Origin of the sequence: Enterobacter sp. BIDMC92, assembly GCF_001030225.1 — a bacterium.
Taxonomy (GTDB): Bacteria; Pseudomonadota; Gammaproteobacteria; order Enterobacterales; family Enterobacteriaceae; genus Enterobacter; species Enterobacter sichuanensis.
Genome location: NZ_KQ087598.1, coordinates 1,013,875 through 1,030,497, shown reverse-complemented (window position 1 = coordinate 1,030,497; position 16,623 = coordinate 1,013,875). Strand labels below are relative to the sequence as shown.

At 55.6% G+C, this 16,623-nt stretch carries 15 protein-coding genes; 5 read left to right on the top strand and 10 right to left on the bottom strand.

Features of this window, described 5'->3' with window-relative positions:
* The first annotated feature begins 49 nt into the window (after window positions 1–49).
* A complete protein-coding gene (gene ddlA, locus SP99_RS04585; RefSeq protein WP_047957856.1) occupies window positions 50–1,150 on the top strand; it encodes a D-alanine--D-alanine ligase in 1,101 nt (366 codons plus the stop codon).
* On the opposite strand, the gene SP99_RS04580 is transcribed toward ddlA, so the two are convergent.
* The gene (locus SP99_RS04580) at window positions 1,147–1,383 is read right to left on the bottom strand and encodes a DUF2754 domain-containing protein (RefSeq protein ID WP_047957855.1); all 237 of its coding nucleotides are present in this window, start codon (window positions 1,381–1,383) and stop codon (window positions 1,147–1,149) included. The genes ddlA and SP99_RS04580 overlap by 4 nt on opposite strands.
* Before the next feature lie 249 nt (window positions 1,384–1,632).
* Between SP99_RS04580 and SP99_RS04575 the strand changes: the two genes are divergently transcribed.
* Window positions 1,633–1,932, top strand: coding sequence for a DUF2755 family protein (locus SP99_RS04575; protein WP_025756226.1), 300 nt, complete (start codon window positions 1,633–1,635; stop codon window positions 1,930–1,932).
* Here the strand turns inward: SP99_RS04575 and SP99_RS04570 are convergent.
* The 3 genes from SP99_RS04570 to SP99_RS04560 form a co-directional block, all read right to left on the bottom strand.
* Complete coding sequence (locus SP99_RS04570; protein ID WP_025756227.1) at window positions 1,929–3,026, bottom strand: DUF1615 domain-containing protein; 1,098 nt, start codon at window positions 3,024–3,026, stop codon at window positions 1,929–1,931. The genes SP99_RS04575 and SP99_RS04570 overlap by 4 nt on opposite strands.
* A gap of 14 nt (window positions 3,027–3,040) precedes the next feature.
* The gene (sbmA, locus tag SP99_RS04565; RefSeq protein WP_047957854.1) at window positions 3,041–4,261 is read right to left on the bottom strand and encodes a peptide antibiotic transporter SbmA; all 1,221 of its coding nucleotides are present in this window, start codon (window positions 4,259–4,261) and stop codon (window positions 3,041–3,043) included.
* Between the two features lie 114 nt (window positions 4,262–4,375).
* On the bottom strand, window positions 4,376–4,909 hold the full coding sequence (locus SP99_RS04560) for a cysteine hydrolase family protein (RefSeq protein ID WP_047957853.1): 534 nt from the start codon (window positions 4,907–4,909) through the stop codon (window positions 4,376–4,378).
* A 203-nt stretch (window positions 4,910–5,112) separates the two neighbouring features.
* Between SP99_RS04560 and ampH the strand changes: the two genes are divergently transcribed.
* Window positions 5,113–6,273, top strand: a complete 1,161-nt coding sequence (gene ampH / locus SP99_RS04555) for a D-alanyl-D-alanine-carboxypeptidase/endopeptidase AmpH (protein WP_045285196.1) — start codon at window positions 5,113–5,115, stop codon at window positions 6,271–6,273.
* A gap of 2 nt (window positions 6,274–6,275) precedes the next feature.
* Here the strand turns inward: ampH and SP99_RS04550 are convergent, their stop codons facing one another.
* Both SP99_RS04550 and SP99_RS04545 read right to left on the bottom strand, forming a co-directional pair.
* The gene (locus SP99_RS04550) at window positions 6,276–6,899 is read right to left on the bottom strand and encodes a helix-turn-helix domain-containing protein (RefSeq protein ID WP_047957852.1); all 624 of its coding nucleotides are present in this window, start codon (window positions 6,897–6,899) and stop codon (window positions 6,276–6,278) included.
* 93 nt (window positions 6,900–6,992) lie between these two features.
* A complete protein-coding gene (locus tag SP99_RS04545) occupies window positions 6,993–9,749 on the bottom strand; it encodes an autotransporter outer membrane beta-barrel domain-containing protein (protein ID WP_047957851.1) in 2,757 nt (918 codons plus the stop codon).
* Between the two features lie 431 nt (window positions 9,750–10,180).
* On the opposite strand from SP99_RS04545, the gene hemB reads away from it, so the two are divergent.
* Together hemB and SP99_RS04535 are read left to right on the top strand one after the other, a co-directional pair.
* Window positions 10,181–11,155 (top strand): porphobilinogen synthase, encoded by a 975-nt coding sequence (hemB, locus tag SP99_RS04540; protein WP_025756233.1) that lies wholly within the window; start codon window positions 10,181–10,183, stop codon window positions 11,153–11,155.
* Between the two features lie 72 nt (window positions 11,156–11,227).
* Window positions 11,228–12,928, top strand: a complete 1,701-nt coding sequence (locus tag SP99_RS04535) for a bifunctional ornithine lipid synthase OlsF (RefSeq protein WP_047957850.1) — start codon at window positions 11,228–11,230, stop codon at window positions 12,926–12,928.
* 79 nt (window positions 12,929–13,007) lie between these two features.
* On the opposite strand, the gene tauD is transcribed toward SP99_RS04535, so the two are convergent.
* Genes tauD through tauA form a run of 4 tightly spaced genes read right to left on the bottom strand, consistent with a single transcriptional unit; the run spans window position 13,008 to window position 16,420 of the window.
* Window positions 13,008–13,859: a taurine dioxygenase gene (gene tauD, locus SP99_RS04530; protein WP_047957849.1), complete on the bottom strand. Its 852-nt coding sequence runs from the start codon at window positions 13,857–13,859 to the stop codon at window positions 13,008–13,010.
* Window positions 13,856–14,683 (bottom strand): taurine ABC transporter permease TauC, encoded by an 828-nt coding sequence (gene tauC, locus SP99_RS04525; RefSeq protein ID WP_047957848.1) that lies wholly within the window; start codon window positions 14,681–14,683, stop codon window positions 13,856–13,858. The genes tauD and tauC overlap by 4 nt, the downstream gene beginning before the upstream one ends.
* Window positions 14,680–15,447, bottom strand: a complete 768-nt coding sequence (tauB, locus tag SP99_RS04520; protein WP_047957847.1) for a taurine ABC transporter ATP-binding subunit — start codon at window positions 15,445–15,447, stop codon at window positions 14,680–14,682. Before tauB ends, tauC begins: the two co-directional genes overlap by 4 nt.
* Window positions 15,448–15,457: 10 nt before the next feature.
* Complete coding sequence (gene tauA, locus SP99_RS04515; protein WP_025756238.1) at window positions 15,458–16,420, bottom strand: taurine ABC transporter substrate-binding protein; 963 nt, start codon at window positions 16,418–16,420, stop codon at window positions 15,458–15,460.
* Between the last annotated feature and the right edge of the window lie 203 nt (window positions 16,421–16,623).

The window sequence follows — 16,623 nt, the reverse complement described above, 5'->3', positions numbered from 1 at the left end:
GGGCATCGTGGTATGTTATTGGCTTTTCGTCAGACTGGAAGAGAGTGAGATGGCTAAGCAGCGCGTAGGTATTGTCTTTGGGGGAAAATCAGCGGAGCACGAAGTGTCATTGCAATCGGCCAAAAATATCGTCGATGCGATCGATAAAAGCCGTTTCGACGTGGTGCTGCTGGGCATTGATAAACAGGGTCAGTGGCACGTTAACGATGCCAGCCAGTATCTGCTGAATGCCCACGATCCGGCGCATATCGCCCTTAATCCTTCGGAAATTAGCGTCGCCACCGTACCCGGCGTCGTGAAGGGACAACTCATCGACGCAGGCAATGCGCAGGCTCTCGCCCAGATTGACGTTGTTTTCCCAATCGTTCACGGCACCCTTGGCGAAGATGGTTCTCTGCAGGGAATGCTGCGCATGGCCAACCTGCCGTTCGTCGGCTCGGATGTTCTCGGTTCCGCCGCCTGCATGGACAAAGACGTCACCAAACGCCTGCTGCGCGATGCCGGGCTGAATATTGCGCCGTTCGTCACCCTGACCCGCGCCAACCGCGACAAACACAGCTTCGCGCAGATTAGCGAACAGCTGGGTCTGCCGCTGTTTGTGAAGCCTGCCAACCAGGGTTCCTCCGTGGGCGTCAGCAAAGTGACAAACGAGGCACAGTTCACCGAGGCCGTCCGTCTGGCGTTTGAGTTCGACCATAAAGTGGTGATTGAGCAGGGCATCAAAGGCCGCGAAATTGAATGCGCCGTTCTGGGCAACGATTTTCCGCAGGCGAGCACCTGCGGTGAAGTGGTTTTAAATAGCGATTTCTACTCGTACGACACCAAATACATTGATGATAAAGGCGCCCAGGTGGTTGTGCCTGCGGCTATCGATCCGGAGATCAACGATAAGATCCGGGCGATCGCCATTCGCGCCTATCAGACGCTCGGCTGCTGCGGCATGGCGCGCGTGGATGTGTTCCTGACGCCGGAAAACGAGGTGGTGATCAATGAAATCAACACGCTGCCGGGCTTCACTAACATCAGCATGTATCCGAAACTGTGGCAGGCCAGCGGCCTGAGCTACTCAGACCTGATCACCCGCCTGATCGAACTGGCGCTTGAGCGTCACGCCGCCGACAGCGCGCTGAAAAGTTCCGTAAACGGTTAATCGGCTCTCTTCGCCGTTTCCGTCTCATCCGCTGTCGACTCTTCAGGACGACGGCGGATAATCAACCCCGCCAGCCAGAAACTGATGACCCAGGTCACCAGCCCAACAGCATAGGTTTGCCACCCTTTTGCCTCAAATCCCAGCAGGCCCACGACACCGTTAAGAATAAAGATGAGCCCGATAGCAAAGGCGTAGTAGTGCCAGTCTCGGCGTAGTTTGGACGTGAGCTTCATAACAACTCCGGCAGGAAAAAAAGACATCCTCTCACAGTTTTACGGTCAGGTCTGTGGCAGATGCGGAAAATCTGAAACGCGACGCAATTTCACTTAAGTGACAAAATTGTGATGTGCTGCAGAAATCGACAATCCAGGAGAATTCCGGCAGGGAAATTACCACGATTCTGATATTGACAAATGCGATGACCTGTCAAACTCACCCCGTAAGACGCGTATTGAAACAGAGTGATATTTTCGGGAGGTCATATGGCTGACTTTACATTGTCGAAACCGATTTTTGGCGGCAAACCAAAAACCTCCACGGCGGGTAATATCGCTTATGCCCTGTTTGTCCTGTTCTGCTTCTGGGCCGGCTCGCAGCTGCTCAATATGCTGGTCCATGCGCCAGGCGTTTATGAACACCTGATGCAGGTCCAGGACAACGGACGCCCGCGGGTTGAGATTGGATTGGGTGTCAGCACCCTGTTCGGTCTGATCCCCTTCCTCGCGGGGTGTATGATTCTCGGCGTGGTGGCGTTAGTTCTGCGCTTTCGCCGTCGCCATTAAAGCCCCATACAGCGAGCCCGGCGGTCATCCACGCGTTTTGCGAACCATGCGGTGGTCAGGTTACGCGTGATCTTCGGGCTTTCCAGCTGGATCCCCGGCAGGATAGCCCTCGGTAGCGTTTTCCCGCTTTTCTTCTCTGCCAGCGCAAACACCTTCCTGTACAGATCCGTTTTCTCAAATGCCAGGCTGTCGCCTTTCTCAAGCTGACGGCGGATGTCGCTGTTGCTCATGCCAAGCGTTGTCGATAATTTCCGTACTGCCAGTTCGGTGCTTCCCGCCTCGCTGCTTCCGTAAGCGATGAGATCGCCATCCAGCGCCAGCTTCACGCCGCTTGCGCGGCTGACCGCACTCTGAAATGCCGCATTACGGCTGGCATACCAGCCCGCGTTAAAATCGGCAAAGCGGTACAGCGGCTCATCGTAGTTCGCCGGGTAGTTCAGCAGATGATATGTGCCAAACCACAGTCCACCGCGCAGGGAGAAGACCTCCTGGCGCACCGTGCCGTCGATTTTCCACGGGTAGCCGTCAGTATGCTTCTCTGCGAACGCAATACTTACCTGCATCGGGCCACCGGTATGCACCGGGTTAAGTGAGCCAAACAGCTTCTGCCCCATCGGCACCATGTTGATGAAATCATCGAAAATGGCGCTGAGCTGTTTTTCGGTTTTCACCGTATCCAGCCGGTCACTGTAGCTTTTGCCGTTCGGCGAGGTGATTTTAAGCGCGGTGTGCACGAGAAATACCGGGATATGCATGGATTCCGCGCGACGGTCGATCTCTTTCCAGGCAATTTTGTTCAGACCCGGCACAACCGGGTCTGACTGATACATCGACTCCTGCTGCGCCACCGCCAGCACCGAGCAGATATTCTCCTCAGTGGGGGCAATCTTTTGGCTTTCAAAGGTTTTTGCCAGAGCATCTGCCCACGCGTTGCGATCCTTCACGCTGGCGGGCATTTTCTGCCGTACCACGCTTGCCACATCGACGGGCTTCTCTCCTTTTTTCAGCGGAGCGGCCCCTTTTTCGGCACAGCCCGCCAGGACGAGGGCGGCCAGTAAGGACAACGGTAACGCGCGCGGTACGGCAAAAGACATAGCAACTCCCTGTATTAGCTAAACGTATTGGTCACTTCCTGCAGGTCACGATCGTCCAGCTCGCGTTCAAAGCTGCGCAGACGTTTGTAGATGGACATCAACTCCACCAGCGTGGTCCAGGAGCTGATCAGGTACTGAAACGACCCGCGAACCTGACCGAAAACATTGGTGATCTGCGTCATCAGACCGAGGGTAATCGTACCCGCAACAATCGACGGAAACAGCAGGAACAAACCGAAAACATTATCCACCTGCAGGTACAAAATACGCGCAATGTTGAAATACATATAGTGGAAGTAGAGACGGAAATAGTTACGACGCACGGCGCCAAACAGCTCGCGGACGGTCGGCGGCGAGGCGCGGCTGGCATCGTCTTCACCGTAAACCAGCTCTTTACGGTATGCGGCTTCGACGCGTTGATTTTTAAACTCCAGTCCCGGCAGTTTGATCCCCACCACCGCCAGCAAACCCGTTCCCATCAGCGACCAGACAATCGCGGCAATCACCAGACCATACGGCAGATGACCAACAATCGGCAGATCCGGCACGTGCGCCGAGAGCGTTACCAGCACAGGCAGGAAAGCAATCAGCGTCATGATGGCATTGATAAAGCTGACACCCATGTCTTCAAGGGTGGAGGCGAAACGCATGGTGTCTTCCTGCACACGCTGCGCGGCGCCTTCGATATGGCGCAGGTGCTGCCAGTGCGCCATGTAATGTTCGTTCATCGCGGTACGCCAGCGGAAAACGTAGTGGCTGACGAAAAAGTTGTTCATCACGCCGATGACCACCGCAATAAGAGCGATACCGAGGAAGATCCCTACTTCATGGTAGAACTGGTTGATGGTCACCTTATGCGGTGAACTGAGGGCAGTCTGGATCAGATCGTAGAACGGTGCATACCAGGCGTTCACCGCCACGCCCACTTCCACGAGGAACCAGGTCACAAAGATAATCAGCGATGTGCCGAGAATTGACCAGTACTGCCAGCGGTGCGGAGAATAAACAAACCAGAACAGCGCAAACAGCCCCACGCATACCATGTAATAGGCGTAAAACAGCAGGTAGCTCAGCGACCAGAAGCGCGCGGCGCTAATCGGTACTTCGCCCGTCGCGCCGGTAATGCGAGCCAGCCACGCGCCGCCGCCCGCCTGCCAGAAAATGACAGCGATCAGTGCCCAAAGAAATGCCGACAGGAAAAAAGGCCCCGGCTTTGGGAAAAAAGACTTAAACATAATGCTTCCTTCTTGTTGTTATGGCTGTTGCTGTGTACAACACATCACCACACGAAAATCTGCCTGAGCCAGTCTCCCGACTCAGGCAAAAAGGTCAGACCCAGGGGTTGATAATTAGTTCGCTTTCCAGTTTTCGAGAATTGTTTCGGTGCGTTTCACCGCGAGAGGATTCGCTGGCGCAATGAAGTTACGCCAGACGTCGTTGTGGTGGTTGATCAGGATCTGTGCTTCTGCAGCCGGGCGGTTGGATGTGGTATGGGCATCCTCTGCGACGGTGATGTGATACCCCCGACTGACGCCGTTCTTGATTGTCGCGTCAACACAATAATCCGTGGCGCAGCCGCAGATCACAAACTCGTGAATGCCCTGCTCACGCAGCAGCGTCTCAAGCTCGGTGTTGTAGAAGGCATCACAGGCAGTCTTCGTCACGTAAAACGCGCCGGCTGGCTGGTCCAGCTCGGGAAGCAGGGCAAAACCTTCACTCCCCTCCTCAAGCCCACCCTCTTCCGTGTGCTGAATAAAGATGACGGTATCGGCCGCCTGCGTAAGCTGGTTAATACGCGAAACACATATTTCTCGCTGAAGACGAGGGGTCTCAAACACCCCTTGCTGCATATCGACAACCATCACCACACGCTTCTCAGACATACCGTTCTCCGTAAAATTGAGTGACACTGGTGCCTATCATAAGCCCGATGTCACAAAATGGGAGATGGCGCCTGAGTAAATTGTTTATATTTACCCATGGTTACGTTTTTCTCGCTATGTTATGTAATTCGGGGCATTGCGCGACATCGATTAGTAGTATAAATACCCATTACTTTCCTCATTCACTTCATGGATGCTCTTCGTTGAAACGTTGTCTGCTCTTTTTTGCCGCGCTGTGTGCGGTGAGCTTTTCTACCGCCCAGGCAGCCCAACCGCTGACGGCGCCGGTTTTAGCTTCTGATATTGCCGATCGCTACGCGAATTTAATCTATTACGGCAGCGGCGCGACCGGGATGGCGTTGGTCGTGATCGACGGCAACCAGCGAGTGTTCCGCAGCTTTGGCGAAACGCGCCCGGGTAATAACGTTCGCCCGCAGCTGGATTCCGTTATCCGCATCGCGTCCTTAACCAAGCTGATGACCAGCGAAATGCTGGTGAAACTCCTCGACCAGGGCGTGGTGAAACTCGACGACCCGCTCAGCAAATATGCGCCCCCGGGCGCGCGGGTACCGACATATCAGGGGACACCGATCCGGCTGGTGAACCTTGCCACCCATACCAGTGCCCTGCCGCGTGAGCAGCCTGGCGGCGCGGCGCATCGTGACGTCTTTGTCTGGCCTACGCGCGACCAGCGCTGGAGTTACCTGAGTACCGCCACGCTGAAGGTGGCGCCGGGTTCGCAGGCCTCTTATTCAAACCTGGCATTTGACCTGCTGGCGGATGCCCTCTCAACGGCGGCCGGCAAACCCTACCCTCAGCTGTTTGAAGAGCAGATCACCCGTCCGCTGGGGATGAAAGACACCACCTTTACCCCTTCCCCGGATCAGTGCCGTCGTCTGATGGTGGCCGAGAAAGGCGCAAGCCCCTGTAATAACACGCTGGCAGCCGTGGGCAGCGGTGGGGTGTATTCCACCCCTGGTGATATGATGCGCTGGATGCAGCAGTTCCTCTCCTCGGATTTCTACACTCGCAACAGCCAGGCCGATCGGATGCAGACCCTGATTTATCAGCGTACGCAGTTGAACCGCGTCATCGGGATGGACGTGCCGGGTAAAGCCGATGCCCTCGGCCTGGGCTGGGTCTATATGGCGCCGAAAAATGGCCGTCCGGGTATTATCCAAAAAACGGGCGGCGGCGGGGGCTTCATTACCTATATGGCAATGATCCCACAGTCAAACGTGGGGGCGTTCGTGGTGGTCACCCGCTCACCGCATACGCGTTTCGTCAATATGAGTGACGGTATTAATAATTTAGTGGCTGAACTGAGCGCCAATAAAGCCCAGGTGCTCACCGCGTCGAACTGATCTTAATACTCCATGGGCAAGCGGTTGATGCTAACCAGCTTGCCCCGGCTCATGTTGATATAGTTTCCTTGCCGAAGCGCGGCGAGAACCTCTGCCACCACCGAGCGCGAAATTCGGGTGCTTTGTTGAATATGATTCATTACACCAATTTTTGAGCGCAGCGTTTCATCCCACTCCGCCATATTCAGCAGCATGGCGCGGATCTGGTGGTAGGAATTATTTCCCACCAGTTGCATATCGCGTTTCGCAAGAAGGTAATTTATCCACGATAACCAACTGAAGGCCTCTTTCCAGAGCGCATTCTGTTGTATGAGTTGCCGGGTGGTGTCAGACGATAAATAAAATCCCGTGCAGGGTGTTTTGGCGACCACGTTGTATTTCTGGCAATGTTTAATCATCACGGTGGACAGGCCCAAAATAAATGGCGATTTTGCCATACCCACCAGCAATTCATCAGAATGACGATAAATATCAATTATACCGGTTTGTAATACGATCGTGCGGGGCTCATTATACTCACCGGATAGAATGAATTGTTGTGGCGCAGATTGAAAAGGGGTACTGGCTGCTATCAGACACTGTTCGAGCCGGCTTAATTCAGCAAGTGGTTTCGCATTAACGCTCATGCAGACCTCAAGACATCCGTATTTGTCGGTTCAATATTATTTTTTATTTTTATCGATAAAAAAGCGGGGGATAATTCCCCCCGCTGACAGACATTACCAGGTATATTTCACGCCCACATTGGCGCCCCAGTTCTGGTCAACGTCGCCGCCGCCCAGATAAGTGGCATCTGTGTAAGCGCTGAAGTTCTTCGTGAAGCTGAACTGTGTCCCCAGTCCCACGCGCACAGCGGAACCTTCTACGCCGTTATCGATGCTGTCACCGTTAATATCAGCATTGTTATCAGCGTCATCATAGACCCAGGCCAGTTTGAAGTATGGCGTCAGAGCCTGGTCACCGCTGTAGTTGAAGGTGTATCCCGCATCAAGGCCGAGTTCATAACGCAGGCTATCGTAAGATTGCCCGTCAACGCGCATGTCGTTACTCAGACGGTAATCATCACCCGACTGGAACAGGCCCGAGACGGCAGCGTATGGCGTCACGTAGCCAGACAGGTTGGGTTTCCAGTCATAGCCCAGTTTCATTCCAAAGCCTACTGCATCTGTCGTGGTATTACCGTCCACGTACTGACCTTTGCTCATAGTTGCGGAAAGATCATTATTGAAACGGGTATAGCTCAGGGAGCTGTCGAGGAACATATCGTTCGCAAACTTCGCTGAGGCATAGATCATCGCCGTCTGGCTATCCTGATCAACCTGACCGGTACGATCGCTGATATCCCCCTTCGCGAACCCTGCCGCGCCACCGACGATCCACTTCGCGTTATTACCGTCGATCTGCGTATCCAGACCCACCATAATGCCGCTGACGTCCTGATCGTAGCTGATAACGCCGTTGTCACCGTCGAAGTTGCCGCCAAAGTAGCTCACCCATGCCCCACCGTTATCCGCAAGGCCGTGACGGCTGTTGGTCAGACGCGTCCCTACGGTATCCTGCTGCAGGTTCCAGATGTTGGTATTAGCAGAAGGAATGCTCAGCGCCATATTGGCGTAGTCGGTCAGCTCTTTCTGCTGCAGAACGACGGTATCCCCCTGCTGCTTCGCCTGGTAGGTATAAGCACCTAAATCGGCTTTGTTGGCGGCAGTGAAGCTGGCTGCTGTATCCGCGTTATTGTCATAGACACGGACGATCTCTCTGTTTTTGTAATCGGCAACGGAACCGGCCCCCGTCGCATCGTCGATACGCACCTTGTAGTTGCCTGCGACATCACCGTTCACCGCCAGATGGCCGTCAGAATTCAGCGCCACAACACCATAGTCGTAATCGGCTTTGTGCGTATCGTTAGTGGTATAGCGTGCGTTGTTCAGATCGCTGTTCAGCACGTAATCACGGCTGGCTACATTCAGCACACCGCCATCGGTCAGTACCATATTGTGCGTATCAACCTGGCCCAGACCCAGTGCCAGCTCAGCACCGTTATCGACGGTGATGGTGTTGGCATACAGCTCAGCCGTTTCTTCCGTGAGTGCCGCAAGGCTATAGCTGTCCAGATACAGATGGTCGGTCGCCACGCCACCGCTGTCGCCCACGTTCAATGATGAGGCATTGGTCAGAGTGATGGTATCCGCCAGCAGGCCAGAATTTTCAACATTCACCTGCGACTGGTTGTTTACCTTCAACGTATCGATATTCGACTGCTTACGGGTATCCCACTCAGAGCCGTTATCCAGCGTGACGTTAAACAGACCGCTCTGATAAACATCCTCACCTGCAACGTGACCGTTGCTGTCGTAGATGGAATCAGGCCAGATACTGTTCGGAGAGAGCGCTCGCCAGTCAACATTGCTGTATCCCTGGCCATACATTTGTGACGTGCTGATGGCTTCCACGCTGGACTGCGCAGCACCTACCCATTTGCTGCCGTTGGTCAGCGTGACATCCAGCTTGTCGGTGCCATCCCAGCCGTTGGTGGTTGGGTTATACACGCCGTCTGCGGTGGTATCGGTTGCCGGATCCCCGTTCTCATAGAAGTTGTTGTCAAAGGTGCTGGTGAAGAGGATATCGCCCGTCACGGTGGAGTGATCAAACGTCGCGGTGGTTTGCATCGCGTTGTCAGACGCACCAGCAGTAACGATCAGCGCCGCATCATCTGACGCGGTGGCATTATTCTCACCATAATCACTCGGCTTCGCTGTCTGTCCGTAGAACCCGCTGGTGCCCAGATCGCTGTATGCGCCAGACGTCAGAACAGAGTCTTTTACCACCAGGGTATTGGTGAAGACATTGCTGCTGTTGGCCACCCCTTCAACGTTATCATACGGTGTGTTGTCTCGCTCCTGCGTTCCCTGCGTCAGCGTAATACCCGCTATGTGGGAATTATTCTGAATGACAATATCCGATTCAACATCAAGCGTGATGGCATTACCCAGCGCGTAAGTATCCAGAGAGTGCGCTTCAGTGCTATTACCGTCAACCACATCATAAGCATAGTGCTCATAGGCATCGTTGATGGTCGTGTTATCCACCGTCAGGCTAAAGCGATCGTACTGAGTTCCATCATGTTCGGTACAAGTGGTATCCATGCAGGCAGAAGTGATCATGCCATTAATCGTGCTGTTAGATATACTCAGCGAATGCGTTTGTCCATTAGCACCATCGTTCAGATAATACGTTGAAATAACGCCATTCACGGTGGATTTATTAATCGCCGGATAAATATCACCGTCATGGCTGTCACCAGCGTAATCCCAGTCAGCATACCCATAATACCAGGGTGTCGTCACGGTATTATCATATCCATAAATATTATATGTCGTGCCGGAAATATCTTTCGCATTGGCCTGAGAAGCGATAGCCAGGGTACAGGCTAATCCAAGTTGAGATACAACCAGTTTCTTTTTCCATGTTTGCATTGGGTCATCCCTCCTCAGGGACATAAGCAAGTTTGTCCATCAAATCATTTGGCAATATTTTATTGCGCAGCGAATTATGCATTTTCATTTCGAAAAGGTTCAATGAATGATTCAATTAAGTCCGGATACAGACAAACAGCATCAAAAACGGGTAAACAAACACGACAAAACAGTCACATGGAAAATAAACGCCATAAGCACAGGGAATATTTTAAAGAATAAGAAATCATTATTTATGATATATCTATTTCAATACAGAAATTTCACCAATACTTCACGCCGTTAAAACCGCGCTTTTCTCGTTATATAAAGTCATCGCCTGAAACATCGCAGAGCGCATTTCGCATTAACAAAAAGCCCACTTTCGTAAAACCACAGCCGCCACTTTGATGTACACTAGCCCTCTTTGTTCCACAAACATCAGGCATACCATGACCGATTTAATTGCACGCCCCCGCCGCCTGCGCAAGTCACCTGCACTGCGCGCCATGTTTGAAGAGACAACCCTGACCTTAAACGATCTGGTGTTGCCGATTTTTGTCGAAGAAGAGATTGATGACTACAAGGCCATCGAAGCCATGCCTGGCGTGATGCGCATTCCTGAGAAGCATCTGGCGCGTGAGATCGAACGTATCGCCAACGCGGGGATCCGCTCGGTGATGACCTTCGGCATCTCCCACCATACCGACGCGACCGGCAGCGACGCGTGGAAAGAGGATGGCCTCGTCGCCCGCATGTCGCGTATCTGCAAAGAGACCGTGCCGGAAATGGTGGTGATGTCCGACACCTGCTTCTGCGAATATACCTCGCACGGCCACTGCGGCGTGCTGTGCGATCATGGCGTGGATAACGATGCCACCCTGTTGAACCTGGGCAAGCAGGCTGTCGTCGCGGCCGCTGCAGGAGCCGATTTCATCGCCCCTTCAGCCGCGATGGACGGCCAGGTTCAGGCAATTCGCCAGGCTCTGGATGCGGCGGGCTTTACCGACACCGCCATCATGTCCTACTCCACCAAATTTGCCTCTTCCTTCTACGGCCCGTTCCGTGAAGCTGCCGGTACCGCGCTGAAGGGCGATCGTAAAACCTATCAGATGAACCCGCTGAACCGTCGGGAAGCGATCCGCGAATCCCTGCTTGATGAAGCCCAGGGTGCTGATTGCCTGATGGTGAAACCGGCTGGCGCGTATCTGGATATTCTGCGCGACATCCGCGAGCGTACCGAGCTGCCGCTGGGCGCTTACCAGGTCAGCGGTGAATATGCGATGATCAAGTTCGCCGCGCTGGCGGGTGCGATTGACGAAGAGAAAGTGATCCTGGAAAGCCTGGGGGCGATCAAACGCGCGGGTGCGGATCTGATCTTCAGCTACTTCGCACTGGATCTGGCTGAGAAAAAAATCCTCCGCTAATCTTCACCAAACTGCAATACAACCGACATCTCCTCCTTCTACTGTCTGGGCAAGACGGCAGGAGGAGTGACCATGTTTAGCCTCGATAGCGTTCTCGACGATCTTTGGCCTCAGGCGAGGCCTGCACCCTGGCAAAAAAGTCTGTTAAAAAGACTGTTTTACGAAGACGAATTTCAGCAGTTTGCCGCCGCCCACCGCCACCTGAAAGGGCTGGATATGGTGGAGCAGGTTCTGGAACATCTTGATATCGTCTGCACCATTTCCGCCCGCGACCTCGAACAAATCCCCGAACATGGCCCGCTGGTCATTATTGCCAACCACCCGACAGGGACGCTGGACGGGCTGGCGTTGCTGTACGCCGTCTCCCGCGTGCGGCGCGACGTTAAAGTCGTCACTAACCGGATGCTGACCCACCTTGAGCCCCTCAGCTCGCTGTTTATTCCGGTGGACAATATGGGCGGCAGGACGGCGAAAACATCTCTGGTGCAGATGGAACAGCATCTGCAAAATGCGGGCGTGCTGATCTTCTTCCCGGCGGGCGAAGTCTCTCGCCCCACGCGCAAAGGCATTCGCGATAAAAAATGGCACCCAGGATTTATCAAACTCGCCGGCAAGCTGCGCGTCCCGCTGCTTCCGGTACATATTCAGGCCCACAACAGCCTGCTCTTTTATGCCAGCACGCTGCTCTCCCCGACGCTGTCGATGCTGCTGCTGATGCAACAGATGTTTCGCCGCCGTCACAGCCAGCTGCCGATAAAAATCGGCCAGCAGATTGCCTGGCATCACTGGCATAGCGCCACCCTTTCGTCGCGTGAGATGGCCGAGCAGTGTCGTCAGCACGTGATGCGTCTTGGCAAGGGAGTGCCTGGCGTCTTTAAAACCCAGTGCGCCATTGCCCGTCCGGAAGATCGTGCCACCCTGAAACGCGCGCTGGCGCAAGCCGAATGTCTGGGCAAAACCAGTGACGGTAAAACGATCTATCTTTGGCAGCGCAACGGCCAGGAAGATGCCCCGCTGCTGCGCGAACTGGGCCGTCTGCGCGAGATTGCTTTTCGCGCGGTGGAGGAAGGGAGCGGTAAACGTCGGGACACTGACCGTTACGATGATGATTATCTGCACCTGATCCTCTGGGATGATGAGGATCTGGAGATCGTCGGCGCATATCGCTTTATGCCAACCGCCAGCCAGGTTGAACGTCGCGGTCTGGAAGGGTTGTACAGCTACAGCCTGTTCCACTACGACGATAAAATGCAGGACGTGCTGGAACACGGCATTGAGCTGGGGCGCAGCTTTATTCAGCCGCGCTACTGGGGTCGCCGCGGCCTGGATTATTTATGGTCCGGCATTGGGGCTTACCTGGCGCGCTATCCGCACTATCGCTACCTGTTTGGCCCGGTCTCCATTTCCGGCGGCTTACCGCCTGCCGCACGGGATCTGCTGGTGGCCTTTTACCGCCTGTGGTTCCCGGCGACGCATCCGCTCGCCGCGTCACGTCAGCCTTACCCGGCCTCCCTGCCGGACGTTCTGGCGCAGTTTGGCGGCGTGGATTACGTGGACGATCTGACGAAGCTGAAATCCCTGCTCGGCAATCTTGGCTGCGGTATTCCGCCACTCTACAAGCAGTATTCCGAGCTTTGCGAACCCGGCGGCGTGCAGTTTATTGATTTTGGCAGCGACCCGTCGTTCAGCGACTGCGTCGACGGGCTGGTGCTGGTGGATTTGTGTTATCTCAAGGCGAACCGCTATCAGCGGTATATTGAGGCGCACCTTTAACCCCATTGCCCGGTGGCGCTACGCTTACCGGGCCTACATTCAAACGTAGGCCGGGTAAGGCAACGCCGCCACCCGGCAATCAAGATGCACGGTAAAACGGTTTATCCCCTAAAATCGTCGCCCGCTGCATAATCCGCCGCTGGGGCAGATAGTCTGCATTGGCATAGTGCTGTGTCACGCGGTTATCCCAGATTGCCAGATCGTTCTCCTGCCAGCGCCAGCGCACCTGGAACTCCGGTTTGGTGATATGCGCGAACAGGAAACTTAACAGCGCCTCACTCTCTTTTTCCGTCACGTCCACAATGCGCGTCGTGAACCCTTCGTTCACAAACAGCGCCTGCTTGCCCGTGACCGGATGGGTGCGCACCACCGGGTGCAGCAGCGGCGGATGTTTCGCAACCGCCTCCAGCCAGCGCTGATGCTCCGCCTCGGTTTTCCGGTACTTGTATTCCGGGAACGACTTTTTGAAGTCATGCTCCGCCCGCAGGCCGCTCAGCAACGTCCGGAACGGTGCCGACAGCGCCTCATAAGCCGCGATACCGCTGGTCCACAGCGTATCGCCTCCCGTTTCCGGCAGCTGCTTCGCCGCCAGAATCGCCCCGGCCGGTGGCGTCTCGATAAAGGTCACATCGGTATGCCAGTTATCGTTATCCGGCGGGTTATCGTTGTGGGTATCCAGGACGATAATCTCCTCTACCCCTTCGGCATGCGGATAAACCGGATGAATATGCAGATCGCCAAAGCGCAGGGCCAGCGCACGCTGCTGCTGCGGGGTGAGCGCCTGCTCGCGCAGGAATACAACCTGATGGCGCAGCACCGCATGGTACAACTGCTCGAACTGATTATCGCTCAGGGGACGGGTTACATCCAGGCCCGACACCTGCGCGCCAATAAACGGCCCCAGTGGGGTAATGGTCAGACGTTCACTCATTGTATTTCTCCATGCCAGGGCGTCAGACGGCGCTGTAACGCGCGCAGCCCCAGTTCTAATCCGAAGGCGATCACGGCGATCACCGCGATCCCTGCCAGCACCACGTCAGTCGCCAGAAACTCTCCCGCCGACTGCACCATAAACCCTAATCCCCGCGTGGCGGCGATCAGCTCAGCCGCCACCAGCGTTGACCAGCCCACGCCAAGTCCAATGCGTAACCCGGTTAAAATTTCCGGCAGCGCGCCCGGTAAAATCACGAACAGCAGCACCTGCGTTCGGCTGGCACCCAGCGACTGCGCCGCGCGGATCCTTACCTGCTGGGCGCTTTTCACCCCCGCCAGAGCGGACATGGCTACCGGGGCAAAAATCGCCAGATAGATCAGCAGGATCTTTGACGTTTCACCAATGCCGAACCAGATCACCATCAGCGGCAGATACGCCAGCGGCGGCACCGGGCGGTAAAGCTCAATCAGCGGGTCAAGAATGCCGCGCACCGTCGGGCTTAACCCCATCGCGATGCCGACCGGAATACCCAGCACCACCGCCGCCAGCAGCGCCACCAGAATGCGCGTCAGGCTTGCACCGAGATGCTGCCAGAGCGTGGCATCCATAAAGCCCTGCGGCCCGGCGATGGTAATCAGTTTGGCCAGCACCTGTCCCGGCGGCGGCAGGAACAGCGGGCTGACCCACGCCTGCGCGGCAACCAGCCACCACACCGCGAGTAACGCCAGCAACGTCCCCACGCTGAGCGTGATCTGGCGGGAGAACGGCCAGCGTAAGCTGAGGCGCGTGCGGCGCGTTTTTTCACTGAAGACAATGCTCATGAGAAAGCCTCCCGTTGGTCAAACACGCGGCTTAAGACGTATTCACGCTGTTCAATAAACAGCGGATCGGATTTGATGCTGCGCACGGGTTCCCCCGCAACGTAGCGGCGGGCAAAATCCAGCGGTAAGCGCTCCCGCACGCGACCCGGCCCCGGTGAAAGCAGCACCAGTTCGGTGGCCATAAATACCGCCTCTTCAATATCATGGGTGATCAGCAGCACCTGCTTGCCCGTTTCATGCCACAGGCGTAAAAGCAGGGTTTGCATCTGCTCCCGGGTGAACGCATCCAGCGCGCCGAACGGTTCATCCAGCAGTAACAGCTGCGGGTTAGCCGCCAGCGCGCGGGCAATGCCGACCCGCTGGCGCTGGCCGCCGGAAAGCTGCCAGATAAACCGCTTTTCGGCCCCTTCGAGCCCCACCTTTTTCAGCATCTCCCGCGCGATGGTCAGCCTTTTTTCACGACTGACGCCCGCAAGCTGCAGCCCAAATGCCACGTTTTCCTGCACGTTGCGCCAGGGGAGCAGCCCTTCGTTCTGGAAGACCACGCCGCGCTCGGCGCCCGGGCCCTCCACCCTTTTGCCTTCCAGTTGAATGGTGCCATGCTGATACGGTACAAACCCGGCGATCAGATTCAGCAGCGTGGTTTTCCCGCACCCGGACGGACCCAGCACCACCAGCAACTCCCCGCTGTCCAGCGTCAGGTTGATCTCTTCTAACGCGGGTTTACCACCGTAATCGGCAGACAGATTTGTAATATTCAGCATGGCGGACTCCTTATTTCACAAAGCGGTCGGTCACGTACTGGCTGTAATCCGTCGCCACAGCGGGCACTTTGCCCTGCTCTTTCAGGAAAGTGGCCGTATCCACAATCGCTTTGTTTACCGGCCCGGTCAGCTGTTGTACCTGCTGCGCGGGGGTCAGATAGGTATTACCCTTCACCAGCCCCGGCACGTCCGCTTCCGGCACGCCGCTCAGGCGGGAGAGTTTTTCCAGGTTGGCAGGCTGCTTCAGCCACTCATCCGGGTTGCTGATGTAGGGCTGCTGGGCGTCAATGGCGCTTTTGGCAAAGGCCTTCACCACCTCAGGATGCTTCTCAGCGAAGTCTTTACGCACGACCCATACGTCGAGGGTTGGCGCGCCCCACTGGCCCACTTTTTCGGAGTCGGTCAGCACGGTGCCCTCTTTTTCCAGCTCGTTCACGGCCGGTGCCCAGACGTAAGCCCCGTCAATATCGCCGCGCTGCCAGGCCGCGATAATGGCCGGCGGCTGCAGGTTGATAATTTGTACCTGACCCGGTTTGATGCCCCAGTGTTTGAGCGCCGCCAGCAGGCTGTAGTGAGTGGTGGAGATAAACGGCACGGCGATACGCTTGCCGATCAGATCTTCCGGTTTGGTGATGTTTTTCTTCACCACCAGCGCTTCGGAGTTACCGAGCTGTGACGCCAGCAGGAACACCTCAATCGGTACCTGCTGGCTGGCCGCGACCGCCAGCGGGCTGGATCCGATATTGCCGATCTGCACATCGCCGGACGCCAGCGCGCGCACCACGGCCGCCCCGCTGTCGAACTTACGCCAGTCAACTTTTGCGCCGCTCTCTTTGGCAAAGGTGTTATCCGCCTGCGCGACTTTCGCCGGTTCCGCAGAGGTTTGATACGCGACGGTGACGTCCACCGCCTGCGCCTGAAATGCCCACAGCGCCAGGGCGCCGAGTAGTGTGATTCGCGATGAAATTGCCATAATGCCTGCTCCCCTTGTTGTTATGAGGGCAGTATTTCCGGCGGAGGAATTTTGATAAAGGAATTAAAACGAATCGCTAATAACCATTCGTTTTTAGATAAAAAGCGGGAAAGGATAGTGAATTTTGTGCGGTGTTTTTTCCCTCTCCCCGTGGGCTGAGGGATCCCCAGTAATTTTTTTACCGAAAGCGACGAAGGTTGTTT

Excerpts from the sequence above, each read along its gene's own strand:
- SP99_RS04575 (WP_025756226.1), top strand. The coding sequence starts at position 1,633 with ATGGCTGACTTTACATTGTCGAAACCGATTTTTGGCGGCAAACCAAAA.
- SP99_RS04560 (WP_047957853.1), bottom strand. The coding sequence starts at position 4,909 with ATGTCTGAGAAGCGTGTGGTGATGGTTGTCGATATGCAGCAAGGGGTG.
- tauC (WP_047957848.1), bottom strand. The coding sequence starts at position 14,683 with ATGAGCATTGTCTTCAGTGAAAAAACGCGCCGCACGCGCCTCAGCTTA.
- hemB (WP_025756233.1), top strand. The coding sequence starts at position 10,181 with ATGACCGATTTAATTGCACGCCCCCGCCGCCTGCGCAAGTCACCTGCA.
- SP99_RS04580 (WP_047957855.1), bottom strand. The coding sequence starts at position 1,383 with ATGAAGCTCACGTCCAAACTACGCCGAGACTGGCACTACTACGCCTTT.
- sbmA (WP_047957854.1), bottom strand. The coding sequence starts at position 4,261 with ATGTTTAAGTCTTTTTTCCCAAAGCCGGGGCCTTTTTTCCTGTCGGCA.
- SP99_RS04550 (WP_047957852.1), bottom strand. The coding sequence starts at position 6,899 with ATGAGCGTTAATGCGAAACCACTTGCTGAATTAAGCCGGCTCGAACAG.
- tauB (WP_047957847.1), bottom strand. The coding sequence starts at position 15,447 with ATGCTGAATATTACAAATCTGTCTGCCGATTACGGTGGTAAACCCGCG.
- SP99_RS04545 (WP_047957851.1), bottom strand. The coding sequence starts at position 9,749 with ATGCAAACATGGAAAAAGAAACTGGTTGTATCTCAACTTGGATTAGCC.
- ddlA (WP_047957856.1), top strand. The coding sequence starts at position 50 with ATGGCTAAGCAGCGCGTAGGTATTGTCTTTGGGGGAAAATCAGCGGAG.
- SP99_RS04570 (WP_025756227.1), bottom strand. The coding sequence starts at position 3,026 with ATGTCTTTTGCCGTACCGCGCGCGTTACCGTTGTCCTTACTGGCCGCC.
- SP99_RS04535 (WP_047957850.1), top strand. The coding sequence starts at position 11,228 with ATGTTTAGCCTCGATAGCGTTCTCGACGATCTTTGGCCTCAGGCGAGG.
- tauA (WP_025756238.1), bottom strand. The coding sequence starts at position 16,420 with ATGGCAATTTCATCGCGAATCACACTACTCGGCGCCCTGGCGCTGTGG.
- tauD (WP_047957849.1), bottom strand. The coding sequence starts at position 13,859 with ATGAGTGAACGTCTGACCATTACCCCACTGGGGCCGTTTATTGGCGCG.